We start from the raw sequence: 24,106 nt of genomic DNA, 5'->3' as shown, positions 1-24,106 counted from the left end.
ATCAATATTAATCTAAGCCTTAAACAAGGGGAATACATTTCTTCAATGCTTAAACCGAAAATCTAGTAAAAAAGCACTGTTTGTTAAGGTACAAAGAAAGCCTCATCTAAACAAATGATTTCAAATTTTGAATTTAAGATAGGGCTGTAAAACCGCTAAAATCAAATAAATTAACGATTAGATCTATTTAGAAAAAGAACAAAACTAAGATCAGTGCTTTTCTTTATTGCTCCAAGTGCAACATTCTCAATTGCAAACTTATGTTGCCATTGAATTGATTTTTATCCAGCTCATAGACAATACGAACGCGATCCTGCATGGGATCAAAATTAAATTTATCACGGACATTAAATCCGATAGCATCTACAGCTTGCCCATCGGCCAAAGCCAAACGTAATTTTAAGTGAGCATCTTTCAGCCAGCGGTAATCAATCACCTTAAACTGCCCTTCGAACACAGGGGCAGGAAACTTTTGCCCCCAAGGTCCTAATTGTTCGAGGGTATCAACTGTTTGCAGTTGAAAGGCTTGAGCAGGTAATTCGCCATCTGTCCATAGCACTGCTTGAAACAGAGATTCATCCGATTGAGCAACCAGCTCAGTAAAACGCTGTTTAAATGCGTCAAAATGCTGCTTTTGAATGGTTAAACCTGCCGCGGCTGCATGACCACCAAAATGGCTAATTAAATCAGGATGCTGTTCTGCCACTTTTTCAATCACATCTCGAATATGGATGCCTTCAATCGAGCGAGCAGACCCTTTGATATGAATGCCATCTTTATCCGCAGCAAAGACAATACTCGGACGATGAAACTGTTCTTTTAAACGGCCTGCAACAATACCAATCACGCCTTGATGCCAATGTTCTTCAAACATGACAAGTGCCGCTGGTAAGTGATCTTGATCAAGTTGTAAATTTTCCAGCTCTGCCAAAGCTTCCTGTTTTATCTCAGACTCAACTTGACGGCGTTCTAAATTTAAATCATTCAATTGGCGTGCTAAAGCATAAGCCGTTTGCATGTCAGCCGCCAATAGACATTCAATGCCGATATCCATGGTTTCCATACGTCCAGCAGCATTAATTCGTGGCCCCAACACAAAACCTAAATCCGACGCTTTTAACTCGGCAGGATCACGCCCTGCGATATCCAATAATGCACTGATTCCGGCACGACATTGGTTTTGCTGGATTCGCTTCACACCAGCATCCACCAAAATACGGTTGTTATAGTCCAGACTCGCCACATCAGCATAAGTACCCAGAGCAACCAAATCCAGATACTGCTGCATTTTCGCGGTGGATTTGGCGAGTTTGGCACGATGACTGCTTAAATTCGCCAACAGATAGAATGCAACACCCACACCCGCCAATGCCTTGCTTGGAAATTCACATCCCAACTGATTCGGATTCACAACAGCTTCAGCTTGCGGTGTTTCCTTTGTGGTCAAATGGTGGTCGGTAATGATGACCTGCATACCCAATAAATGCGCTTGATCAACCCCTGCATGACTGGAAATACCATTATCTACAGTGATCAATAAATCAGGTTGAAATTTTTCAAAAGCTAAATCGGCAATTTTAGGCGTTAAACCATAACCATACTTAAACCGATCAGGGACTAGATATTGAACATTTGCCCCCATTTCATTTAATGCCAATATCATGAGTGCGGTACTGGTCGCACCATCGGCATCATAATCCCCCACAATGACGATTTTCTTGTATTCATCTATGGCTTGGTCAATGATCTGAATCGCCTGCTCCAAACCTTTCATTTTGGGTGCAAGTAAATATTTCAGCTTTAAATCAAGTTCCTGTTCAGATTGCACTCCACGTCTTGCCAAAAGTTCAGCAATAAACGGGGATACGCCCTGAAAATGATCAGGGCGTGTCAGAAGGGGTCGTTGTTTAATCTGTATTTTTTGCATTTAAGGCATCAAACGTTGTAATTTCCAAAATCCATCAGCTTTTTCATAAGTTAAACGATCGTGTAAACGGTTTGGACGACCCTGCCAAAACTCATAATAGTCGGGTTGCAGACGATAGCCCCCCCAAAACTCTGGTTTTGTCAGTTGGTCTTTTTCCGCGACCTGATCATACAGTGCTTGAAAGCGTTGTTGGAGCTGTTCACGGTTCTCAATGACACCACTTTGGGGTGTACTGATATGTGCAGCTATTTGGCTATCACGGGGGCGCTTATGATAATAATCGGTAGATTCTTGCTCAGATATTTTCTCGACTTGACCACTGACACGGACTTGACGCTCCAGCTCAGGCCAGTAGAAGAGAAGTTCTGCATAAGGATTTTCAGCTAAATCCAAACCTTTTTGACTGTCATAGTTGGTATAAAAGTCATAACCAGCTTCTGTTGCACCACGCAATAACACTGTTCTCACATGCGGACGACCTTGTGCATTTGCAGTCGCTAAGGACATTGCATAAGGTTCATGAAGTTTGGCTTCTAAAGCCAAATTAAACCAATTGAGAAACTGTTCATGTGGATGAGCATCCACCTGCTCCTCATGTAGTTCACCTTTTTGATAGGTTAAACGAAGCTCGCTTAAATCTTTAATCACATCACTCATGAACCCAAACCTTCTACAGATTAGAGACTATTTTTAGGCAGCATTCTTACGTACAGCATCTGCCAAATGATTTGCTAAATCAGTTACTTCTTGCAAATCATCACCTTCTACCATAACACGGATAATCGGTTCAGTCCCAGATTTACGAATTAAAATTCGACCACGCCCTTTGAGTAATGTTTCTGCTTTATCAAATTCTGCGACCAACGCGGGTACTGCAAATGGGTCAAACATTTGCTCAAGACGAACATTCACCAACACATTGGGCAACGCTTTAAAGTCGGCAACCAGCTCATCTAAAGCTTTATTTTGCTCAACCAACACCGTCAATACTTGCAATGCAGCGATGATGGCATCCCCTGTGGTACTTTTGTCTAAAGTCAAAATATGACCTGATGGCTCACCACCGATGACCCAGTTGTTTTCTTCCAGATTTTGTAAAACATAGCGGTCACCCACTTTTGCACGTACAAAAGGAACTTTTGCCTTTTCCAATGCCAGCTCTAAAGCCATGTTGCTCATCACTGTACCCACAACACCTGCTGGCTTCTGTGAGGACTGTGTGGCCAAGATATAAAGAATATGGTCGCCGTCGACTAGCTTTCCATGACGATCAACCAATACAACACGGTCAGCATCGCCATCAAAAGCAATTCCTAAATCCGCTTGATGTTCAACAACGGCTTTTTGTAAGTTTTCAGGATGTGTTGATCCACAATCTTTATTGATATTTAAACCATCAGGATCATTGTAGAGTGCGATGACTTTGGCACCCAACTCACGGAATACCGCAGGACCCACGCTGTAAGCTGCGCCATTGGCACAGTCAACAACAATTTTTAAATGGCGTAAATTAAAATGATAAGGAAACGTCGATTTACAAAATTCGATATAACGTCCATTGGCATCTTTGACCCGCACACTTTTACCCAAATTCGCAGTATCCTCAATGACAATATCATTCTCCAATTCACGATTAATCGCTTCCTGAATGGTATCCGGTAATTTCTTACCTTCATCAGAGAAAAACTTAATGCCATTATCAAAATAAGGATTGTGCGACGCCGAAATCACGATACCTAAGTTGGCATGCAAAGCACGGGTTAGATGCGCAATCGCTGGGGTAGGCAATGGTCCAAGCAAGTGTACATACACACCTGCTGCATTTAATCCTGCCTGTAATGCTGCTTCAAGAATATAACCAGATAAACGTGTATCTTTACCTAAAACCACAATAGGTTTTGTTTTTGGGCTAATTTGCTTTAATACTTTGCCCGCGGCAAACCCCAGTTTAAGTGCAAATTCAGGGGTAATTGGGAGTTCACCAAATTTTCCACGAATCCCGTCAGTACCGAAATAACTCATTTTTTACCCACTTATTATGCGTTGTATAACCATCAATTTTTCACGTTTATACTTTACACCAAAATAAAAAAGCCGTCATAAACTGACGGCTTTTTTCAATCAAAATATTACAAAAGATTAACCCACTCGATAGTTTGGTGCTTCTTTAGTAATCGTCACATCATGTACATGCGACTCTTGCATACCTGCCGCAGTAATTTTCACGAATTTTGCATTTTGACGAAGATCTTCGATGGTTGCTGAACCCGTATAGCCCATTGACGAACGTAAACCACCCATCATTTGGTGTACAATATTGCCCATTGGTCCTTTATAAGGTACACGACCTTCAATACCTTCAGGAACCAACTTTTCAGCACCTGCTTTAGAGTCTTGGAAATAACGGTCAGCAGAACCTGTTGCACCTGCCATTGCCCCCAAAGAGCCCATACCACGGTAAGCTTTATAGTAACGACCTTGGAAGAATTCTACCTCACCAGGTGCTTCTTCAGTACCTGCCATGAGTGACCCCACCATAATGGTACTTGCACCTGCACCGATCGCTTTCGCCATATCACCAGAGAAGCGAATCCCACCATCAGCAATTAAAGGAATTTGATCTTTTAGTGCATTTGCAACACTATCAATCGCTGAAATTTGCGGCATACCAATACCTGCGACAATACGTGTTGTGCAGATTGAACCAGGACCGATCCCGACTTTTACAGCATCTGCACCAGCATCAAGCAATGCCAATGCTGCATCACCTGTTGCAATATTGCCACCAATGACTTGAACCTGTGGAAAGTTTGCTTTTACCCAACGTACCCGTTCAATCACACCTGCGGAATGACCATGTGCAGTATCGACCACAATCGCATCGACACCTGCTTCGACCAACGCTTCAACACGGCTTGGCGTTTCGGCACCCGTACCAACAGCAGCACCGACACGTAAACGGCCTAATTCATCTTTACAGCTGTTTGGATAAGATTCTGCTTTGCGGAAATCAGTGACAGTAATCAAACCTTTCAAGGCATGGTTATCATCTACCACCAACACTTTTTCAATACGGTGCTGTTGTAATAATGCTTGGATATTTTCTTTAGATTCATTTTCACGAACCGTCACAAGACGATCTTGTCCTGTCATGATGTTACTTACAGGTTGCTCTAAATTGGTCACAAAACGAGTATCTCGCCCTGTCACAATGCCAACCACCTTGCCGTCTTTAACAACAGGCACACCACTGATATTGTTGGCTTGAGTAATCGCAATCAAGTCACGAATCGTTGTTTCAGGAGTTACGGTGATAGGATCTTTCACCATGCCTGCTTCAAATTTTTTCACACGGCGAACTTCCGCAGCTTGTGCAGAAATATCCATGTTTTTATGTAAAATACCGATACCACCATTTTGCGCCATTGCAATCGCCATACGTGACTCAGTCACTGTATCCATTGCTGCTGAAACCATAGGTATATTCAGTTGAATGCCGCGTGTGAGGCGTGTCTTTAGAGAGACATCTTTTGGGAGAATAGTAGAATAGGCAGGGAGTAATAAGACATCATCGAAGGTTAACGCTTCTTGAACGATGGTCAACATAACAGTCTCGCTGGTAATTTCCGTGAGCTATTATATACAAATTTCCGTTCAATTTTCATTTTTTATTGTGAAGAATAAAGATAATTCATGCTCAATGCCTGAGGCTTTATAATATTTTGGGTTTCAAGCAGTATTAAGCCTTTATATTTCCTTGTATTCAATCCAACTTTCGCAGGTTGAACGCCAATACAGAGCCATCTTTGAAAAACCATCTGCAATCAGTGTTCGCTCACTTGAGCATAACAGTTAAGAAACCATGCTCTTGATCATTTTGATGTATATTCGATACTTTAAGCTGAATCATAAAGGAACATGAAACATTCTCAATTTCATTTCATGCGCAATTAAAATAAATGCTTTTTAACACACCTGATCAAAATCTTCATCATTACTTGGTGTCATGACATTAATATCAATCAAGGGAATTAAATTATGCGCCTGCCTTGCTTTGGCACATTGTGCGTCTCCAGCCTGCACTTCTTTGCAAGATGAACTGCGTTGTTCATACATGGTACAACTGACCTGCTGCCCAACCACTCCATCCAATGCAATACAGCGGGGTTGTTTTTGATTGGTCCCTTGCATACAGGAATATACTGCAGTTAACGGTTCTACATAATCAGGAGGCATTGCTTCTCCCTCTGCCCAATAAAATGAGACTCGGAAAAAGGCGCAACACGCCCCACAGCTTAAGCACGCATCCTGTGCTGAGATTTGTGACAACATTTTTTTAAGATTCTCGTTATCAGTTTAAGATTTTGGCCAGAAAATCCTAAAAAAAGTCGTATCCAAACACAACAGATTTTTTGAGTTTTTTTTATTGAGGACAGGTAAACACGGTTTCATCCATCAAATCAACGCCACACTGTAAATTCTCAATCCAGTCTAAAAACTGATTGATCATTTCTTTTCCGATAAAAGGCTTGCCATGCTGAGGGACAATCATTTCAATATCCATTTGACGGACCATTTTCACCCATAAACGAATGACCCGATTGGTACACATGTAACGTTGATGGAAACCCCGCATACTTGGAATATGGCTATTAAAATCATCAATCGGTGTAGAAGCATCATCAACGATAGATGCACCCATATCTCCCGAGAATAAAATTTTAGAGATGGGATCGTAAAACTGGAAATTCCCTACTGAATGCAAGAAATGCGCAGGGACTACAATAATTCGAGTTTCGCCTAAAGGAATTGACCCACCTTGGTCAGGGAGCTCAATCAAACGTTCTAACCACCCCCCTTTCATACGATCACTCATAAAAGCGGAATTTAAGTGGGGTAAAAAGCGTGCCCACAATTTAGAGGCCACCACTTTGGCATCGGTATATACCAACCAACGTGGCATCGAGGTGATAATGTCAGGGTCTTGATGAGATGCCATCACATAGTCTAGGTTTTGCAGGCGTGTATACTTATTTAACTCCATGGTTAAAGGCACATAGGTTAAATCACCACCTGGATCCAAAACTGCAGCACGTTCATTGTTGAGAATCAAAAATTGATTGGCTTGTACACCCTCACCTTTTACCAAACTGGTAAAACTGATACATTTATGTGTGCCATTATCAAACAAAACTTGCGATGTGGTGCGATCTAAAGCCATACCCAGAACCCCAAAACCTTTTTTAAAATAAATCTTTATTTATCCCATACAACATATAAGGTTTTCTTCAAAGTTACAATAAATATACAACCTAAGTTTTATGATTATTTGTGTGATTATTCTCAAAATAATAAAAAACCCAACACTGGGTTGAGTTTTTATCTTGAAAAAGCACTTATTCACTCACAGCTTAAAACTGCATTGAAAAAATCGCCTTAAAAAAAGTAATGTTGAACCAATGCCGCAACACCAATAATAAAGAATATCGCTGCACCAATTTTATGGATTAAAGAAATTGGTAATCTATCCGCCAACTTATTGCCAATAAATACAGCAGGTGCATTGACCAACATAATGCCCAGTGTGGTTCCTAGAGTAACCCATCCTATACTGTCAAAACGCGCAGCAAGTGCCACGGTCGCAATCTGAGTCTTGTCACCGATTTCAGCAAGGAAAAACAGCACAAATGTTGCACCAAAGACCCCATATTTTTGCCATTTATTGATGCTTTCAGACTCATCATCCAGTTCATCAGGAATCAACATCCAGCCTGCCATGGCAATAAAGCCGAGTGAAACAATCCATAACAGAACAGTTGGGCTGAGTACCGTGGTAATCCATTGTCCAAGCACAGCTGAAACACCATGATTGACCAATGTCGCAAGCAGAATCGCGAATAAAATCGGAATAGGTTTACGGAAACGTGCAGCAAGAAGTAATGCGAGTAGTTGTGTTTTATCGCCCATTTCGGATAAAGCAACAACCACCAAAGAGATGAGGAAGGCATTTAACATGTCAAAGTCTCTGGCTAGCAATATTTACCGATGACTTACCCCTCCTGCTAGCCAATATGAATAGTCGCCTATCCAACGCGGAGTGATAAATCAAAGGTCTTGCCAACAAAAGATAGCTGAGTACACGCCTTCAGCTAAATTGGTTCTTTGCTATGATGACCATACTCTGTTGAGTAATTATGTTGATCATCACCCGTTTATTATCTTTTGGATAAAAAACAGCGGCTACTCCCCAATGAAGTACAACTATTCTACAATGCTTTGTAGATGCATTTCAATTTTTAAAAATTAAATATTTTAAGCGACAGACAAATATTAAAAAAATTACAGATTTAGGGATAAAAAACCTCGCATAAAGCGAGGTTTTCCACGATTTAAAAACTTAAAGCAGGATATTACGAATGTCAGACAACAGCTTGGTCAATTTATTGGTAAATCGAGCTGCATCCGCACCGTTAATCACACGGTGATCATAAGACAATGACAGTGGCAACATCAATTTTGGATCAAAGCCTGAACCATTCCAAACGGGTTGCATGGTTGCAGGTGAAATACCCAAAATTGCAACCTGTGGCCAATTCACCAATGGTGTAAATGCCGTACCACCAATTGAGCCTAAGCTGGTAATGGTAAAGTTCGCACCCTGTAAGTCTTTTGGAGAGAGTTTCTTATCCCGTGCTTTTTTACTGAGTTCACCCAATTCAATCGCAATTTGCTTAATTGATTTTTGGTCAGGATTACGTAACACAGGAACCGTTAAACCATCTGGTGTTGCTACTGCGATTCCCATATGAATTTCTTTACGCAATACCACTGACTTTTGATCGTCAGCAAGATGACCTGCAAAATAAGGTTCCTCTTTCAACAAGAACGCCACGGCTTTTGCAATAAAGGCAAGAATCGTTAAGCTAATACCGTCTTGCTTAAATTTACCTTTGAGCTCACCACGCCAAGCTTCCAGCTCAGTGATATCCGCCAAATCAAACTGTGTCACTTGTGGAATAAAATTGTTCAATGACAACTGTGGTACAGACACTTGCTGTAAACGTGTCATTGGGGCGATTTCACTGCCACCAAAGGCACTAAAGTCCGGTAACGCAGGCAAGCCTGAAGCAACCTGGGCAACTGCAGCTTGCGGTGCTGCCTGTGGTGCAGTCAGTTTTGCTTTAACAAAAGCAAAAACATCGTCCTTCATCACACGGGCATGTGGACCTGAAGCTTGAACTTGAGAAAGTACAACACCCAGTTCACGCGCAAGTTTACGTACTGCTGGACCTGCATAGACTTTAGCATTTTCAGCTTGCTGTGCTTTTGATAATTTCTCACCTGAGTCTACAGCAACCGTTGCTTCTTTTGCAGATGCAGTAACTGGCGCTTGAGCTGCGACTGGCGCCGGCTCGGATGCCGGTTTCGCCTGAGGTGCTGGAGTCGCTTGACCTTCCGCTTCAATCGTCACCAATGCCGTACCCTGAGTCACAGACTGATTCAGCTCCACATGAATGGCGCTGACCACACCTGCAACTGTACTTGGAACTTCTACAGATGCTTTATCAGATTCTGCAACACACAGACTCTGGTCTTTTTCAACACGGTCACCCACATTGACCAAGATTTCAGAAATAGTGGCTTTGTCTACGCCCAAATCTGGCACAGTGACCTCAACCTTGCCAGATTGAGTCGCTACAGGCTGTTCTTGCTCCTGCGCTTTTACAGGTGCTGTTTGCTGTGGTGTTGCTTCAACGGACGGTGCTGTTGAAGATGCTGAACCACCTACAGTTTTCACTGTGATCAACACCACACCCTCTTTAACACTGTCACCTTCTTTCACGACAACACTTTCAACTGTACCTGCAACTGTACTCGGAACTTCGACTGTTGCTTTATCTGACTCGACAACAACGATGCTGTCATCCACAGCAATTTCATCGCCTGCTTTTACCAGCACTTCGCCAACCAAAGCTTTTTCCACACCAATATCTGGAACTTTCACTTCAACTGTTTGTGATGCCGTATTTGTAGATGCCGCAGGCGCCGCAGACTCAGTTTTAACTTCTGCAGCAGCTTGGGCTTTTGCTGGCTCTTGAGCAGGTGCTACAGCTGCTTCTGTCGCAGTTGCATCAGCAGATTCAACTTCAATCAATACTGCACCTTCTGAAACTTCATCACCTTCAGCAACCGCAATACGCTTCACCACACCTGCTGAAGTGCTCGGCACTTCAACAGAGGCTTTATCGGATTCCAACAAAACAATACTGTCATCCACGGCAATGGTATCGCCGACCTTGACGAGTATTTCGGCAACGGTTGCCTTATCTACACCAATATCAGGAGTTGTAATTTGCATCATTATTTCTCCTCAGTAGATTCAGTATAAGCTGCAACTTCTTGCACAAATGGATGTGCCTGAGGTAACCATGCAACTGGACGGTCAACATCAAGTTCGAATGAAGAAATTGCATCTTTCACTAAACGTGCGTCCACTTCACCTTCATCAGCCAGTTTTTTCAATGTTGCCACCACAATGTGAGCCGCATCTACACCGAAATAGCTACGCAAGTTGCCACGCGTATCCGAACGACCATAACCATCTGTACCTAAAGTCACATATGGACGGCTATCCGGGAGGTAAGCACGGATCTGTTCACTATATGCACGCATATGATCTGTTGCTGAAACCACGATACCATCGGTATCGCGCAACTGTTGAGATACCCAAGACTCTTTACCATCTTCAAGTGGGTGTAAGCGATTGTATTCTTCAACAGCCATACCATCACGTGCTAGCTCATTGAAGCTTGTTACACTCCATATATTGGAATGAATTTGGTATTCATCACGTAAAATCTGTGCCGCTTTAATGACTTCACGTAAAATTACACCTGAACCCAACAACTGAACTGTAGCTTTTTCATCTTGATTGAATAAATACATACCACGTTTGATGCCTTCTTCAGCACCTTCAGGCAATGCAGGTTGGTCGTAATTTTCATTCATGAGCGTCAAGTAATAGAACACACGTTCTTGATTGACATACATACGTTGTAAACCATCATGCACAATCACAGCCAACTCATAACCAAAGCAAGGATCATAAGCCACACAGTTTGGAATGGTTGCCGCCAAGATATGTGAATGACCATCTTGGTGCTGTAAGCCTTCACCGTTCAATGTCGTACGACCTGCTGTTGCACCACACAAGAAACCTTGAGCTTGAGAGTCACCTGCAGCCCATGCGATATCACCAATACGTTGGAAACCAAACATAGAGTAGTACATATACATTGGAATCATTGGCAAGTTATTGGTTGAATAACTGGTACCCAATGCTGACCAAGCACTCATCGCACCTGCTTCATTGATCCCTTCTTGTAACATGTGACCATCTTTGGCTTCACGATAGTTCATGAGCTGTTCTTGGTCTTCAGGCGTATAGTTTTGTCCATGTGCAGCATAGATACCCAACTGACGGAACATTCCTTCTAAACCGAAAGTACGAGCTTCATCAGGTACAATTGGAACGACACGGTCTTTGATCGCTTTTTCTTTTAACAATGCTGCAATCAAACGCACCATTACCATCGTTGTAGACTGTTCTTTACCGCCACTGCCTTTTAACACGCCATCAAATACTGAAAGTTCAGGAATCGCCAAAGCTTCACTTTCTTTACGACGCGCTGGTAGATAACCACCTAAAGCTTCACGGCGTGCTTTCATATATTTCAATTCAGGCGAGTTTTCACCAGGACGATAGAATGGCAATTCTTCAAGCTGCTCATCATTGAATGGCAAATTGAAGCGATCACGCACATATTTTAATGAATCAAGCTGCATTTTCTTGATTTGATGCGTTTTGTTGACTGCTTCGATTTCATCAGACAAACCGTAACCTTTCACAGTTTTCGCCAAGATTACTGTAGGTTGACCATTGCTGGTCATGGCTGCCGCATAAGCTGCATAAACTTTATAGGGGTCATGGCCACCACGATTTAGATTATCAATATCCTCATCGCTCAAACCTTTCACCAATTCCGCCGCTTCTGGATATCTGCCAAAGAATTTTTCGCGAGTATACGCACCGCCTTTGACTTGGTAGCGTTGATATTCGCCATCCAGAGTTTCATCCATCAGTGCTTTCAAAGCACCAGAAGTATCCTTATCAAGCAGTGGGTCCCAATGGCGTCCCCAAACCACTTTAATCACACGCCAACCGGCGCCACGGAATAATGACTCAAGCTCTTGGATAATTTTACCATTACCACGAACAGGACCATCCAAACGCTGTAAGTTACAGTTGACCACCCAGATTAGGTTATCGAGCTTTTCACGACCTGCAAGCGAGATCGCACCCAAACTTTCTGGCTCATCCATCTCACCATCGCCAAGATAAGCCCAAACCTTACGGTTTTCCTCTTTGATCAAACCACGATTCATTAAATATTTTTGAATGTGTGCTTGATAAATGGACATGATCGGACCAAGGCCCATCGAAACTGTTGGGAATTGCCAATAATCAGGCATCAAGTAAGGATGTGGATAGCTTGAAAGCCCCTGACCGCCCACTTCACGACGGAAGTTACTCAATTGATCTTCAGTTAAACGACCTTCCAAGAATGAGCGCGCATAAATCCCAGGCGCACAGTGTCCTTGGTAATAAATCATATCGCCGCCAAAGCTATCACTATTGGCACGGAAGAAATGGTTAAAACCAACATCATATAATGTTGCAGATGAAGCGAAACTTGCCAAGTGACCACCTAAGTCATCACCTGTTTTATTGGCACGCAATACCATTGCCAAGGCATTCCAACGAATCAATGCACGAATGCGGCGTTCCATATCTTGGTCGCCCGGCATTGCTGGAGATTCTTCTACAGGAATGGTATTTAAATAAGGAGTATTTAGACGCTGAATGGGAACATGCTTTGAAATGGCTTGCTGATATAATTTTTCTAATAAAAACGCAGCACGTTCAGTCCCCATATGCTGGAGCACTGAATCAAAGGCATCTTGCCATTCTTGTGTTTCCTGAGCGTCGCTATCACCGTAATACGCCATTTTCCACTTACTCCTTGAATAGTTTTCTATATATTATATGTATCATGTTTTAGGCCTGTTAAGTTATCGTTACAGACGAATGCAGATTGTAGGTATTATTTAGGAACTAAATAGTTATTGACTAAATGACACTTAAAATAACAAAAAACCGCCAATAATGGCGGTTTTTTATACAATATAAATTCAATTTAATGCTAGTCTGAATACAGGATTCAATTCAACGCGACACTGAATATCATCCTCGATATACAACATAGCCACTCAATGAATTGTGTAATTGTTTTATGGCAACATTGCTAGGTAAGAAGAAGGATTCTTGCGTTGACCATCTTTTACAACTTCATAATGTAAATGAGGACCTGTACAACGACCTGTACAGCCTACATTTGCAATATGCTCGCCTGCTTTGACTTGATCGCCTACACGAGCAATCAGACGAGAAGCATGTGCATAACGCGTGATGTAACCATTACCGTGATTGATTTCAACATATTGACCATAACCTGTCCCCCAACCTGATTTGGTTACAATACCGGGACCTGTGGCATAGATTGGTGTACCACTTGGTGCAGAAAGGTCTAAACCTGAATGATGTTCAGCACGACCGCCCATGGTACGACCACCAAAGTCAGAACTCACGCGCTTCATGTCTGGAAGTGGATGAGTCACTAACCATGAATATGGAGAACCTGCTGAATAACGAGAAGTGGAATTTGAACTAGAACCGTATTTTTTAGCAATACTTGCGTTGTTTAACTCAATTGGAGCATCTGAACTGCGTAGCGTGACATTCATTTTTGCCGAAGCAGGAAGGTCTAAATCATCTGGATTGTAAGAACCTTGAGAAAGTGTCTTGGATAATTTTTCTAAACGATCTGGAGTTTGAATCAAGTCTGCAAATGTCGCAGTAGCAGCTGAAGCAGCTAGAGTAAAAGCTAATAAAATACGTCGCGTGTGCATAAAAACCTCTTTAACTGTTCTTAGTCAAGTTTCTTGTGTGATCTCATCCTTGATATCTGTTGAAACGAGCGCTTAAGATAGGACATAAATATGTAGGAACTATGTATGTCTGAACCCAAAAACGTCTTCCAACCAACAAGACAACACTTAAAAACAGGAAACTTATCGTTTCTTACAAAGCAAGTTGCTGAATGGCAAAAACTTACTAAATTAATTCAACCGCTACTTCCTCAACCTGAGAATTGGCGAGTTGTCTGTTATCAATACGGTATTTTGACGATTACCGGTGAAAATCAAGCCATGATTAGTCAACTCGGTTACCTTCAAAAGCAGTATATTTCTCAATTATCACAAATCAATGAACTACGTGATTTACAAAAACTACAAGTCCGATTACATATTGAAAATAACAATACTGAAACGTCCTTACAACCCCATAAAACGGCAAGCTCAATGCAACCTGCAACATCCGAAATGTTACAAAATGCCGCGAGTTTCGTGAACGACCCTAAGCTTAGCCAAGCTCTACTACGTTTGGCAAGCAATAAAAAGTAAACAGAATAGATAAAATTAAGATTTGAAACTGTTTAAAATATGACTTAATTCACACTTATTAATGTTATACTATAACACAATCTAGAGAACACAATGACTTATGTCACATTGACGAAATGAATTGGACACAATTTCTCGTCATCAAATGTTACAATTTCATAGCTGCTTGGATCACTTTTCACATTGCGTAAAAGTTGATTATTCAGGGCGTGACCAGATTTATAACCATCAAATTTGGCAATAATTTGGTGTCCAAGCAAATATAAATCGCCAACAGCATCTAGAATTTTATGACGCACAAACTCGTCAGCAAAACGCAATCCTTCCTCATTAACGACGCCAGTATCATCCAACCCCACAGCGTTATCCAAACTTGCACCCAATGCTAGATTATTGGCTTTTAAATAATCTAAATCCTTCATAAAGCCAAAGGTACGAGCTCCACTGACCTCATATACAAATGTTTCAGTTGAAAAATCAATGGTTGCTGATTGATATTCTTTAGCAAAGGCTGGATGATCAAAGTCGATGGTAAAGTTAATTTGGAAGCCATCATGGGGAGAAAAAATTGCACGCTTATCATCAATCAATGCTTCAACAGGTTTGAGAATACGAATGAATTTCTTCGGTGCATCTTGTTCAACCAACTCACCTTGCATGAGTAAGTAAATAAATGGACCCGCACTTCCATCCATAATCGGAATCTCAGACGCCGAGACTTCGATAATCAGGTTATCTATCCCTAAACCTGCAATCGCACTGGTGACATGTTCAATCGTGCCGATTTTGGTTTCTTTACTGACCAAGTTTGAACACATAAATGCTTCTTGGATCAGCTGGGCATCAGCCGGGATATCAACAGGCGGATTTAAATCGATGCGTCGAAATACAATACCCCCGTCCGCCACATGAGGCAAAAAGTTAATCATGACTTTTTGTCCACTATGTAGTCCGATGCCACTCGCTTTAACGACTCGCTTCAGGGTACGTTGTTTCAACATGCTAATTCGGTCTTCGTTCTCAAATCCGCTATACGTTAGCACATTTAGCCATTGATAAAAAACAAAAAAGGTAATGAATCTCACTACCTTTTTCGACAATATTAAATATTTTTAATATTTATCAATCATTTACGCTGTTGATTTTTCAAATAATCTTGAATGCTCATTGGCGTAGAACGACCGCTTGAACTTGGTGCCGTCACAGGTACACCTTCTTCCTGACGCTGTTTATTGATCGCCGGAATATCATCTTCATCCACAGCATGAGGATGTGCTTGTTGTAAATGTGTCTGTGCTGCACTATTTACATGTGTTCTACGTCTCGCTTCAGTCGCGTCACTTGCGTTACGAGTCAGGCCAGTTGCTATCACAGTCACACGGATTTCATCACGTGCATCTGGATCAAATACGGTACCAAAGAACACTTCACCTTCTTCAAGGTCAACAATTTGGTTAACTACATCTGTGATTACTTCTGTTTCACGTAAAGTCACATCCGCACCGCCAGTGATGTTTATCAACACACCTTTAGCATTCATGATATTTACATTATCCAGTAACGGACTACGAATCGCCAAACGCGCAGCTTCTTCAGCACGATCTGGACCACTACTTTTACCTTCACCCATCATGGCATAACCACGGGTACTCATTGCAGTTTTTAAGTCAGCAAAGTCAAGGTTAATATGACCCGGTCGCACCACTAAATCAAAAATACTACGAACAGCATTCAACAAAACGTCATCGGCTTTACGGTAAGCATCCTGCATAGAGATGTCACCATAAACGCTGAGAAGGCGTTGATTTGGAATAATAATTAAAGAATCAACATGTTGTTCTAATGCCTCAATCCCTTTTTCAGCTGAACGCTGACGGCGACGACCTTCAAAATTGAATGGCGTAGTCACAACACCTACAGTTAAAATTCCCATTTCCTGAGCAATTTCAGCAACAACGGGTGCAGCACCTGTCCCTGTCCCCCCACCCATACCGGCAGTGACAAACACCATATCCGCACCTTCAAGATGCTGACGAATTTGCTCACGGCTTTCTTCAGCAGCAATTTGACCTACATCTGGGTTCGCTCCTGCACCTAAACCACGTGTACTTTGCTCACCAAGTTGCATTTTAAAAGGCGCATTCATACGATCCAGAGCTTGTTTATCTGTATTTGCACAGACAAATTTCACGCCCTTAATGTCAGATTGCACCATGTGTTGTACAGCATTACCACCGCCGCCACCAACACCAAACACAGTAAAACGGGCTTGACCGTTGTTATCGGTTTGTCCATCGTCTAAAAATTCAAATGAGGCCATGACCTTTAGATTTCCTAATATAATGTGGCAGTCACTTAAGCCCGTATACTGCCTTGATCTTCAATAATAAAAATTGTTTTTAGGATGCTGTTCATTACAGAGCTTGTCAAGTATTGGCTAGAACACTTACAACTTCCTAACAATATTCCCAAAAAAAATACACCTAAAAAATACCTTTTAATTTGTTATTCAAGGCATTCCAACCATTCACAATTCGGTCAAAGAATGGTCTTCCCCCTTGAACTTCAGGCTCCTCAATTGCCTCTTGCATGTCACTTTGACTAAATAAAAGTAAACCTGCCGCTGTAGCATACATTGAACGACGTAGTGAAGGTAAGTTCTGATCGTCGGTGACCACTTGTAAAGGTGGATTGCCTAGATGTGCAGAAACGCCCAACATACGACGCGCCAAAGTCACCATGCCTTCAATTTGACAAACATCACCTGTCAGTACAACACCATGATACAGGCTTTGCAGGGCGCCTCGCTGTTCCAATTCGTAGCGCACTTTGGTTAAAATATCTTCATAACGTGCAATAATGATTTCAGCAAGTTCTATGCGACTGATGGTTTGCGGACCATCGATTGCCTCAAACTGAATCATATGATCAGGTTTGACTTGATGGATATCGACACAACCATGAAGCAACTTGATCCGTTCAGCTTCTTCAGTTGTGGTTTGCAACACTGTCGCAATATCACGTGTTACATTTTCGCCACCACATTGAATGGTGCTGGCTAAAGCCAAATGGCCTTCTATATAAACAGCGATATTGGTGGTACCTGCGCCAATATCGAGTAGACAAACACCATATTCTTTTTCATCTTTCAGCAAACTGCCCTCAGCAGTTGCCAAACATGAAACCACCATTTTCTCAACAGAAATATTGGCGCCTTTCATGGCGCGATCCAAGTTCTGCATCGTACTGATCGGCATCATCATTAATTGATAATGCGCAGTCATACTATTGGCAGATAAGTTAATCGGATTCTGCACCCATTCACTGGAGTCATCCAACTCAAACCCTAAAGGTACAGCACTCGCCAAATAATGATCGGCTGCCATATGACTGGCTTTTGCCAACTCTAGGGCACGTACCACTTCAGTTGTAGTGATGGTGCGTTCGGCATTTGAAATCGGGGTACGTCCAATTGCATAATGACTTTGTAATTCAGTACTTGGAATCGACACCCATGCTGAATGTATACGACATTCAGCCATATCTTCAGCTTCTTGAACGGCCTGTTTAATTGCATTTGTGACTTTATCAAGGCTCACAATTTTGCCTTTATTCATTCCTTTATTACGTGCGCTTGCCATGCCAATAACCTGAATATTATCAGGGGCATGTACTTTACCAATCAGTACTGAAACTTTATGTGTCCCAATGTCAATTGCAACAACTGAGGGAACAGCTTCATTCATCACTTTGCTACCATTATCTTCATTGTTTATGTTTGGCTCTACGCCTCTTTTTCAAGCCACATATTATGGCTGTGCAACGATCCCACCTGCAACGCCTATGTCATTACTGGTTACAACAAACTGACCGTTGGTAATTTTAGGTGGAACTGAATTTTTCCACTGAATTGCCAAACCATTTCGGTAACGCAGATCAATTGCAGAAATATTCGACCATACGGGTTTTAAATCTGTTTGTGCCAAGTGACTAAGACGTTGTAGCTTACTCATGGTTTGATCCTGATCAACAATCACGCGTAGACCTGAATCAAACTGCATAAACCAAGTCATACGTTCAGTGAGATAAAGCTCTTTTAAACGTAAATTGACTGGGTGAAATAATTGGTTAATTTCATTATAGCGGCGCATCATGACTTTGGATTGGCTGAGTGGTCCATGAAGTAATGGCAAATTGGAATGATTGGTCACCACTGCTTCACTGTAGACATCTCCAGCATCACTGAGTAATCGCCCTGTTCCCCAACGTGCGATTGCATGACGCGGCATAACGCGCACTCGAATACCATTTGGCCATGCACGTGAAACCACTACACGGTCTACCCACGATACTTCCAGTGCTTTATCTCGAATTTGCTCCAAATCCGAGGTAAAATAATTATCTTTCACAACAGGTTTCAAGTGCTGTGTAATCGCTTGCGATTCAATCGAAGAGCCAGTTCCTAGCACTTCAAGTGTTGCAACTCGCGCATCGGTAATCACTTTATAGAGACCATAGATTCCTGCAAATAATACAGCTATAGCAACAACCATAAGCAACCAGCTACCCAAGTTCAGCAGTTTATCCTGACGTGTTGGTGGCTTATCGTGTATTGATGTAATCGCCGCTCGTTTGCGACGCATCGAAGCAGGAAGTTGAGCCATAAATTAGTGAGCTTGTTCCGTGAGTGTTTGCGCTAAAATCGCGATACACAATTCATCAAAACTATAACCAACTGCTTTTGCAGCTTTAGGCACAAGAGAGTGGCTGGTCATACCTGGAACAGTATTCACCTCTAATAGCCAAAAATTACCCTGCTCATCCAGCATCGCATCAATACGTCCCCATCCGCTAGCACCTACAGCTTGGAAAGCACGCAAACACAGCGCTTGAAGATTCTTTTCTTCAACTTCACTTAAACCGCATGGAATACCGTATTCCACGTCATTACGGTTGTATTTTGCTTCGTAATCATAGAATGCTACATCTGCTGGAGGTTGCAAACGAATCACGGGTAATGGCAAACCATTTAGGAATGAAATGGTATATTCACGCCCTGTAATCCATTTTTCCGCCATCACTACAGCATCATGTACCGTCGCTTTTTCAATTGCAGCAATCAGGTCTTGTGCTTTTTCAACCTTACTCATTCCCACGCTTGAACCTTCGTGAACAGGCTTGATGATTAATGGTAAACCCAGGCTCTCAATCACTTCATTGAGATCAGAATCTTTTGAAATAATACGGTAAGGTGCGGTTGGCAGGTCTGAACCTTGCCAAATTTGTTTGGTTTTGACTTTATCCATACCAATCGCAGAACCTTGTACACCTGTCCCTGTATAAGGAACATTCATCCATTCCAAGGCACCTTGGATTTGACCATCCTCGCCCCCACGACCATGCAATACAATAAATGCACGATCATAGTCCACAAGTTCCGTCACACTACGCTCTTGCGGGTCGAAAGCCTCAGCATTCACACCTGAACGTAATAATGCTTCTAAAACAGCTTTACCACTATCTAATGACACCTCACGCTCAGCAGATTTACCACCAAGCAATACCGCTACTTTGCCGAATTTAGAAGCATTTGACACGTTTAAATCCTTAAACTTATAAGTTAGTCAATTTCAATTTTTAAGGCTGTATTCAAATCCAAATTTAAACACAGCCAAATCAATTATTTTAAATACAGTTGGTTTTGAGCCAATTCTACAGAAATTGCTCCCACGTTACCTGCACCTTGTGTTAATAACAAGTCATTCGCTTGTAACACTTTTTGTATCACATTTTGTAAATTACCTTCTACAGGGTCAATTAAGATCGGTTCAACTTCGCCACGCAAACGGATACTACGTGCCAAAGAACGACTATCTGCCCCAACAATTGGCTTCTCCCCAGCAGGATATACTTCTAATAGTAACAATTGGTCGACTTGTGACAACACATCGACAAAATCATCAAAACAATCACGGGTACGACTAAAACGATGCGGTTGGAACATCATGACTAAACGACGATCTGGATGGCTCGCTCGAGCGGCTTTAATCGTTGCTTCAACTTCTTTCGGATGATGACCATAATCATCGACCAGTTTCACGGTACCTTTATCGAGTGGATATTCACCTTGAACTTGAAAACGGCGTCCTACACCGCTGAAGCTTTCCAAAGCACGTGCAATCGCAGCATCAGATACACCTTCATCAGTGGCAATACCAATCGCAGCCAATGCATTGAGAATATTATGCAAACCAGGAAGGTTGATTGTTAAACGCAAAGGTTCACGACCTTTACGCAATACGGTGAAACTTGACTGCATACCCGTTTGATCAATGTCAATCGCACGAATATCATTATCTTCATTGAAACCATAGGTCACGACTGGACGACCGATCCGCGGCATGATTTCACGAATGTTGGCATCATCACCACATACCACAGCCAAACCATAGAACGGCATTTTTTGTAAGAACTTGACAAAAGTATCTTTCAATACATCAAAACTACCACCATAGGTGTCCATATGGTCTGCATCGATATTGGTAACAATCGCAGCCATTGGCTCTAAATGCAGGAACGAAGCATCTGATTCATCGGCTTCAGCAACGATAAAACGACTCGCCCCCAATGCAGCATTTACGCCTGTGCGATTTAACAAGCCACCAATCACATAAGTTGGGTCCATATTTTCTTCTGCCAACATACATGTGACCAAACTGGTGGTTGTGGTTTTACCATGTGTCCCCGCAACAGCGATTCCATGGCGATAACGCATTAACTCACCCAGCATTTCAGCGCGACGCACCACAGGAATACGATTTTCAATTGCGGCTTTGACTTCTAGATTTTCTGGATCAATTGCTGTGGAAACCACCAGCACATTTGCACCTTTAATATTGTCTTCTGCATGCCCGATAAAAACTTTAATACCGTTCTGTTCAAGCTGTACTGTCGTTTTTGATGCTTTAATATCAGAACCAGAAACCTTATAACCTTGGTTTTTTAATACTTCTGCAATGCCGCACATGCCTGCGCCACCGATACCCACAAAATGGATATGCTTAATACGGCGCATTTCTGGAATTTTAATCAGGTTCTTTGCTTTATCAGCTGGGCTTGTTGGTGACATAATCAACTCTAACTTACAAATCTTGAATTAAATCAACCACACGTTGTGTCGCATCTGGTTGGGCTTGTTGACGGGCTTTAACTGCCATTTCCATTAATAACTGACGGTTCATCAACGGCGTGAGTAAATCTTTTAAGGAATCTGGTGTCATGGTACTTTGTGGGCAAATTTTCGCAGCACCCGTTTTTTCCAAAAACTTGGCATTGGCAGTTTGGTGATCATCCACAGCACTTGGCAATGGAACAAATATCGCAGCCACACCTGCCGTTGCTACCTCAGTCACCGTTAGCGCTCCTGCACGGCAGATGATTAAATCTGCATTGCTATAAGCCTGTGCCATATCCTCGATAAATTGCTGAACCTCAACCTGTATATTGTCAGGGGCGTTAGCATATAAGGCTTGGGTCGTGTCCTGCTTATTTTGACCACACTGATGAAATACGTTTAATGGCACATTGAGCTGCTTCAATGCTTCAGGCACACATTCATTCAATGCTTGCGCACCCAGAGAACCACCTACAATCAAAATATGTAAGGGTTCATGGGTATTTTCTCGTTCTTTATAACGAAAGGATGGATTATAAATTCCGGTAATCTCTGCTCGTACAGGATTTCCTGTCGTCACAATTTTCTCACTTTGGGGGAATGTATTTGGGAAAGCTTCACATACCGTTGTGGCAATACGTGAAAGTTGGGTGTTGGTAAACCCTGCAACTGCATTCTGTTCATGGATCAGAATTGGAATCCCCAATAAGCGTGCCGCCAAACCACCTGGTCCTGCAACATAGCCACCAAAACCAGCAACAGCATCAACTTTGAGCTGTTTCATATACCGCATTGCGCTTAAGGTTGCTTTTAAAATTTTAAACGGAGCAGCTAACTTACGAACAATTCCGTTGCCACGCACACCTTGAATGTCAATTTGATAAATTGGAATATTGTGTTGTTTTAAGAGTCGATTTTCCATACCTGTTGGTGTTGCCAACCAAGACACTTGACTGCCTTGTTGTTGCAATTCTTTTGCAACTGCTAGGGCAGGAAATACATGTCCGCCTGTACCCGCCGCCATCATCATGACGTGTTTCGGTGTGCTTTGCTGAGGTTTGGTCACGGTCTAATTCTTCAATGCAAAAAATAAATGTTTAACGAATATTTTAAACAACCAATTGTAATCACAATCCGCTATGGGGAAAAGTTTATTTACTTTTTTTCACCAAGCCTTTCATTGTTTTTTTCTACTGTTTTGAAAGTTTAAACTACTTTTGTCATTAATCTGCTAAAAAAAGTCGAATTCAATGTTATTTTTTTTATTTTTGCATGATTTATCCTGGCCACGCAAAAAAAATAGAGTCTGTCACGACTCTATTTTTTTAGCAGCATTTAAAAATCAATCGATCATCTCAATATAAGATGTCATTGCAATGAATATGGTGTTTAAGCAGATTTGCCCGTCTCCAGTACATCAAACAGGTCATCTGCAATTGAGGTACCAAATTGAGTATCAATCTCACGGATACAGGTTGGGCTGGTCACATTGATCTCAGTCACATAATTACCAATCACATCTAAGCCAACAAAGACCAAACCTTTTGCTTTTAAAAATGGACCAACTTTCGCAGCAATGGCTTTGTCATTTTCTGTTAATGGACGCGCCTCACCTAAACCACCCGCAGCTAAATTGCCGCGCACTTCACCATTTTGTGGAATACGCGCCAAACAATACGGCACTGGCTCACCATTAATCATTAAAATGCGCTTATCACCTTCTACAATTTCAGGAATATAGCGTTGCGCCATAATTGGTTGTGTACCATTTTCAGTTAAAATTTCGATGGTTGAACCAATGTTTACCCCATCTTGATATAAGCGAAAAATCCCCATCCCCCCCATACCGTCTAAAGGCTTAACGATCACATCACCATGTTCTTTTAAGAATTCGCGAATCAGACTTTGTTGTGAAGTGACTAAAGTGGGTACTTGCAAATCAGGGAATTGTGTTGCAAAAAGTTTTTCATTGCAGTCACGTAAACTTTGTGGTTTGTTAATAATCCACGCACCTTCCCGTTCTGCCTGCTCTAAAATATACGTGGTATATACAAAGTTCATATCAAAAGGAGGATCTTTACGCATCAATACCACATCATAGGCAGCAATTGATTCTTTGGTCTTTTCACCCAACTCATAATAATGATTGTAGTCTTCAAAAACTTGAAGAGGTGAAATCAAACCAAATGCTTTGCCTTGATCAATATATAAATCTTGTTGCAATGCATAACCCAATTCATGTCCACGACGTGCCGCAGCCCATAGCATCGCCATAGTTGAGTCTTTCTTGAGGTTTACACTTTCGATGGGATCCATCACAACAAGTACACGCATTTTGATACTCTGATAAAATTTTGGATTGCATGCAGTATAGCGGAGATTATGCCGTTCTTTTCCGAAATTTCGCTAAACTATTGGCA

The 24,106-nt window shown here is 41.9% G+C and carries 19 protein-coding genes and 1 riboswitch; of the genes, 1 reads left to right on the top strand and 18 read right to left on the bottom strand.

The window, feature by feature from the left end; all coding sequences use genetic code 11:
- Positions 1-223 precede the first annotated feature (223 nt).
- From recJ to OSH00_RS13820, 10 genes are all read right to left on the bottom strand, one after another.
- Complete coding sequence (gene recJ / locus OSH00_RS13865) at positions 224-1,927, bottom strand: single-stranded-DNA-specific exonuclease RecJ (protein ID WP_266130903.1); 1,704 nt, start codon at positions 1,925-1,927, stop codon at positions 224-226.
- Positions 1,928-2,584 (bottom strand): pyridoxamine 5'-phosphate oxidase, encoded by a 657-nt coding sequence (gene pdxH, locus OSH00_RS13860; RefSeq protein ID WP_266130902.1) that lies wholly within the window; start codon positions 2,582-2,584, stop codon positions 1,928-1,930.
- A 33-nt stretch (positions 2,585-2,617) separates the two neighbouring features.
- The gene (glmM, locus tag OSH00_RS13855) at positions 2,618-3,949 is read right to left on the bottom strand and encodes a phosphoglucosamine mutase (RefSeq protein ID WP_266130901.1); all 1,332 of its coding nucleotides are present in this window, start codon (positions 3,947-3,949) and stop codon (positions 2,618-2,620) included.
- A gap of 117 nt (positions 3,950-4,066) precedes the next feature.
- Entirely contained in the window at positions 4,067-5,533 is a 1,467-nt protein-coding gene (gene guaB, locus OSH00_RS13850) for an IMP dehydrogenase (RefSeq protein WP_004826103.1), read from the bottom strand.
- Positions 5,534-5,893: 360 nt separating this feature from the next.
- Positions 5,894-6,259, bottom strand: coding sequence for a YkgJ family cysteine cluster protein (locus OSH00_RS13845; protein WP_266130900.1), 366 nt, complete (start codon positions 6,257-6,259; stop codon positions 5,894-5,896).
- A gap of 91 nt (positions 6,260-6,350) precedes the next feature.
- Positions 6,351-7,148 (bottom strand): oxygen-binding di-iron domain-containing protein, encoded by a 798-nt coding sequence (locus OSH00_RS13840; protein WP_266130899.1) that lies wholly within the window; start codon positions 7,146-7,148, stop codon positions 6,351-6,353.
- 215 nt (positions 7,149-7,363) lie between these two features.
- Positions 7,364-7,942: a TMEM165/GDT1 family protein gene (locus OSH00_RS13835; protein WP_196076178.1), complete on the bottom strand. Its 579-nt coding sequence runs from the start codon at positions 7,940-7,942 to the stop codon at positions 7,364-7,366.
- Positions 7,943-8,030: 88 nt separating this feature from the next.
- Positions 8,031-8,188: riboswitch (yybP-ykoY riboswitch) on the bottom strand.
- 136 nt (positions 8,189-8,324) lie between these two features.
- Complete coding sequence (locus tag OSH00_RS13830) at positions 8,325-10,286, bottom strand: 2-oxo acid dehydrogenase subunit E2 (RefSeq protein WP_266130968.1); 1,962 nt, start codon at positions 10,284-10,286, stop codon at positions 8,325-8,327.
- Between the two features lie 2 nt (positions 10,287-10,288).
- Complete coding sequence (gene aceE, locus OSH00_RS13825) at positions 10,289-12,997, bottom strand: pyruvate dehydrogenase (acetyl-transferring), homodimeric type (RefSeq protein ID WP_266130898.1); 2,709 nt, start codon at positions 12,995-12,997, stop codon at positions 10,289-10,291.
- A 282-nt stretch (positions 12,998-13,279) separates the two neighbouring features.
- Positions 13,280-13,957: a M23 family metallopeptidase gene (locus tag OSH00_RS13820; RefSeq protein ID WP_266130897.1), complete on the bottom strand. Its 678-nt coding sequence runs from the start codon at positions 13,955-13,957 to the stop codon at positions 13,280-13,282.
- Between the two features lie 105 nt (positions 13,958-14,062).
- Here OSH00_RS13820 and OSH00_RS13815 point away from each other — a divergent pair, with 105 nt between their 5' ends.
- The gene (locus OSH00_RS13815; protein ID WP_266130896.1) at positions 14,063-14,512 is read left to right on the top strand and encodes a DUF721 domain-containing protein; all 450 of its coding nucleotides are present in this window, start codon (positions 14,063-14,065) and stop codon (positions 14,510-14,512) included.
- A 98-nt stretch (positions 14,513-14,610) separates the two neighbouring features.
- Here the strand turns inward: OSH00_RS13815 and lpxC are convergent, their stop codons facing one another.
- From lpxC to gshB, 8 genes are all read right to left on the bottom strand, one after another.
- Entirely contained in the window at positions 14,611-15,513 is a 903-nt protein-coding gene (gene lpxC / locus OSH00_RS13810) for a UDP-3-O-acyl-N-acetylglucosamine deacetylase (RefSeq protein WP_196076174.1), read from the bottom strand.
- Positions 15,514-15,638: 125 nt separating this feature from the next.
- Positions 15,639-16,832 (bottom strand): cell division protein FtsZ, encoded by a 1,194-nt coding sequence (ftsZ, locus tag OSH00_RS13805; RefSeq protein ID WP_266130895.1) that lies wholly within the window; start codon positions 16,830-16,832, stop codon positions 15,639-15,641.
- A gap of 163 nt (positions 16,833-16,995) precedes the next feature.
- Positions 16,996-18,258 carry a cell division protein FtsA gene (ftsA, locus tag OSH00_RS13800; RefSeq protein WP_196076172.1) on the bottom strand — a complete coding sequence of 421 codons (1,263 nt, stop codon included), beginning with the start codon at positions 18,256-18,258 and terminating at the stop codon, positions 16,996-16,998.
- A 63-nt stretch (positions 18,259-18,321) separates the two neighbouring features.
- Positions 18,322-19,176 carry a cell division protein FtsQ/DivIB gene (locus tag OSH00_RS13795; protein ID WP_266130894.1) on the bottom strand — a complete coding sequence of 285 codons (855 nt, stop codon included), beginning with the start codon at positions 19,174-19,176 and terminating at the stop codon, positions 18,322-18,324.
- A 3-nt stretch (positions 19,177-19,179) separates the two neighbouring features.
- Positions 19,180-20,109, bottom strand: a complete 930-nt coding sequence (locus OSH00_RS13790; protein ID WP_266130893.1) for a D-alanine--D-alanine ligase — start codon at positions 20,107-20,109, stop codon at positions 19,180-19,182.
- Positions 20,110-20,192: 83 nt separating this feature from the next.
- Complete coding sequence (gene murC / locus OSH00_RS13785; RefSeq protein WP_266130892.1) at positions 20,193-21,641, bottom strand: UDP-N-acetylmuramate--L-alanine ligase; 1,449 nt, start codon at positions 21,639-21,641, stop codon at positions 20,193-20,195.
- A 13-nt stretch (positions 21,642-21,654) separates the two neighbouring features.
- Positions 21,655-22,752, bottom strand: coding sequence for an undecaprenyldiphospho-muramoylpentapeptide beta-N-acetylglucosaminyltransferase (gene murG, locus OSH00_RS13780; RefSeq protein ID WP_266130891.1), 1,098 nt, complete (start codon positions 22,750-22,752; stop codon positions 21,655-21,657).
- Between the two features lie 323 nt (positions 22,753-23,075).
- Positions 23,076-24,020, bottom strand: a complete 945-nt coding sequence (gene gshB, locus OSH00_RS13775; protein ID WP_196076167.1) for a glutathione synthase — start codon at positions 24,018-24,020, stop codon at positions 23,076-23,078.
- Between the last annotated feature and the right edge of the window lie 86 nt (positions 24,021-24,106).

This window comes from Acinetobacter nematophilus, assembly GCF_026344175.1.
Lineage (GTDB): Bacteria > Pseudomonadota > Gammaproteobacteria > Pseudomonadales > Moraxellaceae > Acinetobacter > Acinetobacter nematophilus.
Note: the sequence above shows the minus strand (reverse complement) of the source record. Positions and strands in the feature narration are given on the sequence as shown.

Excerpts from the sequence above, each read along its gene's own strand:
- OSH00_RS13840 (WP_266130899.1), bottom strand. The coding sequence starts at position 7,148 with ATGGCTTTAGATCGCACCACATCGCAAGTTTTGTTTGATAATGGCACA.
- pdxH (WP_266130902.1), bottom strand. The coding sequence starts at position 2,584 with ATGAGTGATGTGATTAAAGATTTAAGCGAGCTTCGTTTAACCTATCAA.
- ftsA (WP_196076172.1), bottom strand. The coding sequence starts at position 18,258 with ATGAATGAAGCTGTTCCCTCAGTTGTTGCAATTGACATTGGGACACAT.
- lpxC (WP_196076174.1), bottom strand. The coding sequence starts at position 15,513 with ATGTTGAAACAACGTACCCTGAAGCGAGTCGTTAAAGCGAGTGGCATC.
- aceE (WP_266130898.1), bottom strand. The coding sequence starts at position 12,997 with ATGGCGTATTACGGTGATAGCGACGCTCAGGAAACACAAGAATGGCAA.
- OSH00_RS13845 (WP_266130900.1), bottom strand. The coding sequence starts at position 6,259 with ATGTTGTCACAAATCTCAGCACAGGATGCGTGCTTAAGCTGTGGGGCG.
- guaB (WP_004826103.1), bottom strand. The coding sequence starts at position 5,533 with ATGTTGACCATCGTTCAAGAAGCGTTAACCTTCGATGATGTCTTATTA.
- OSH00_RS13795 (WP_266130894.1), bottom strand. The coding sequence starts at position 19,176 with ATGGCTCAACTTCCTGCTTCGATGCGTCGCAAACGAGCGGCGATTACA.
- gshB (WP_196076167.1), bottom strand. The coding sequence starts at position 24,020 with ATGCGTGTACTTGTTGTGATGGATCCCATCGAAAGTGTAAACCTCAAG.
- murC (WP_266130892.1), bottom strand. The coding sequence starts at position 21,641 with ATGTCACCAACAAGCCCAGCTGATAAAGCAAAGAACCTGATTAAAATT.
- glmM (WP_266130901.1), bottom strand. The coding sequence starts at position 3,949 with ATGAGTTATTTCGGTACTGACGGGATTCGTGGAAAATTTGGTGAACTC.
- OSH00_RS13815 (WP_266130896.1), top strand. The coding sequence starts at position 14,063 with ATGTCTGAACCCAAAAACGTCTTCCAACCAACAAGACAACACTTAAAA.
- ftsZ (WP_266130895.1), bottom strand. The coding sequence starts at position 16,832 with ATGGCCTCATTTGAATTTTTAGACGATGGACAAACCGATAACAACGGT.
- OSH00_RS13835 (WP_196076178.1), bottom strand. The coding sequence starts at position 7,942 with ATGTTAAATGCCTTCCTCATCTCTTTGGTGGTTGTTGCTTTATCCGAA.
- OSH00_RS13820 (WP_266130897.1), bottom strand. The coding sequence starts at position 13,957 with ATGCACACGCGACGTATTTTATTAGCTTTTACTCTAGCTGCTTCAGCT.
- OSH00_RS13830 (WP_266130968.1), bottom strand. The coding sequence starts at position 10,286 with ATGCAAATTACAACTCCTGATATTGGTGTAGATAAGGCAACCGTTGCC.
- recJ (WP_266130903.1), bottom strand. The coding sequence starts at position 1,927 with ATGCAAAAAATACAGATTAAACAACGACCCCTTCTGACACGCCCTGAT.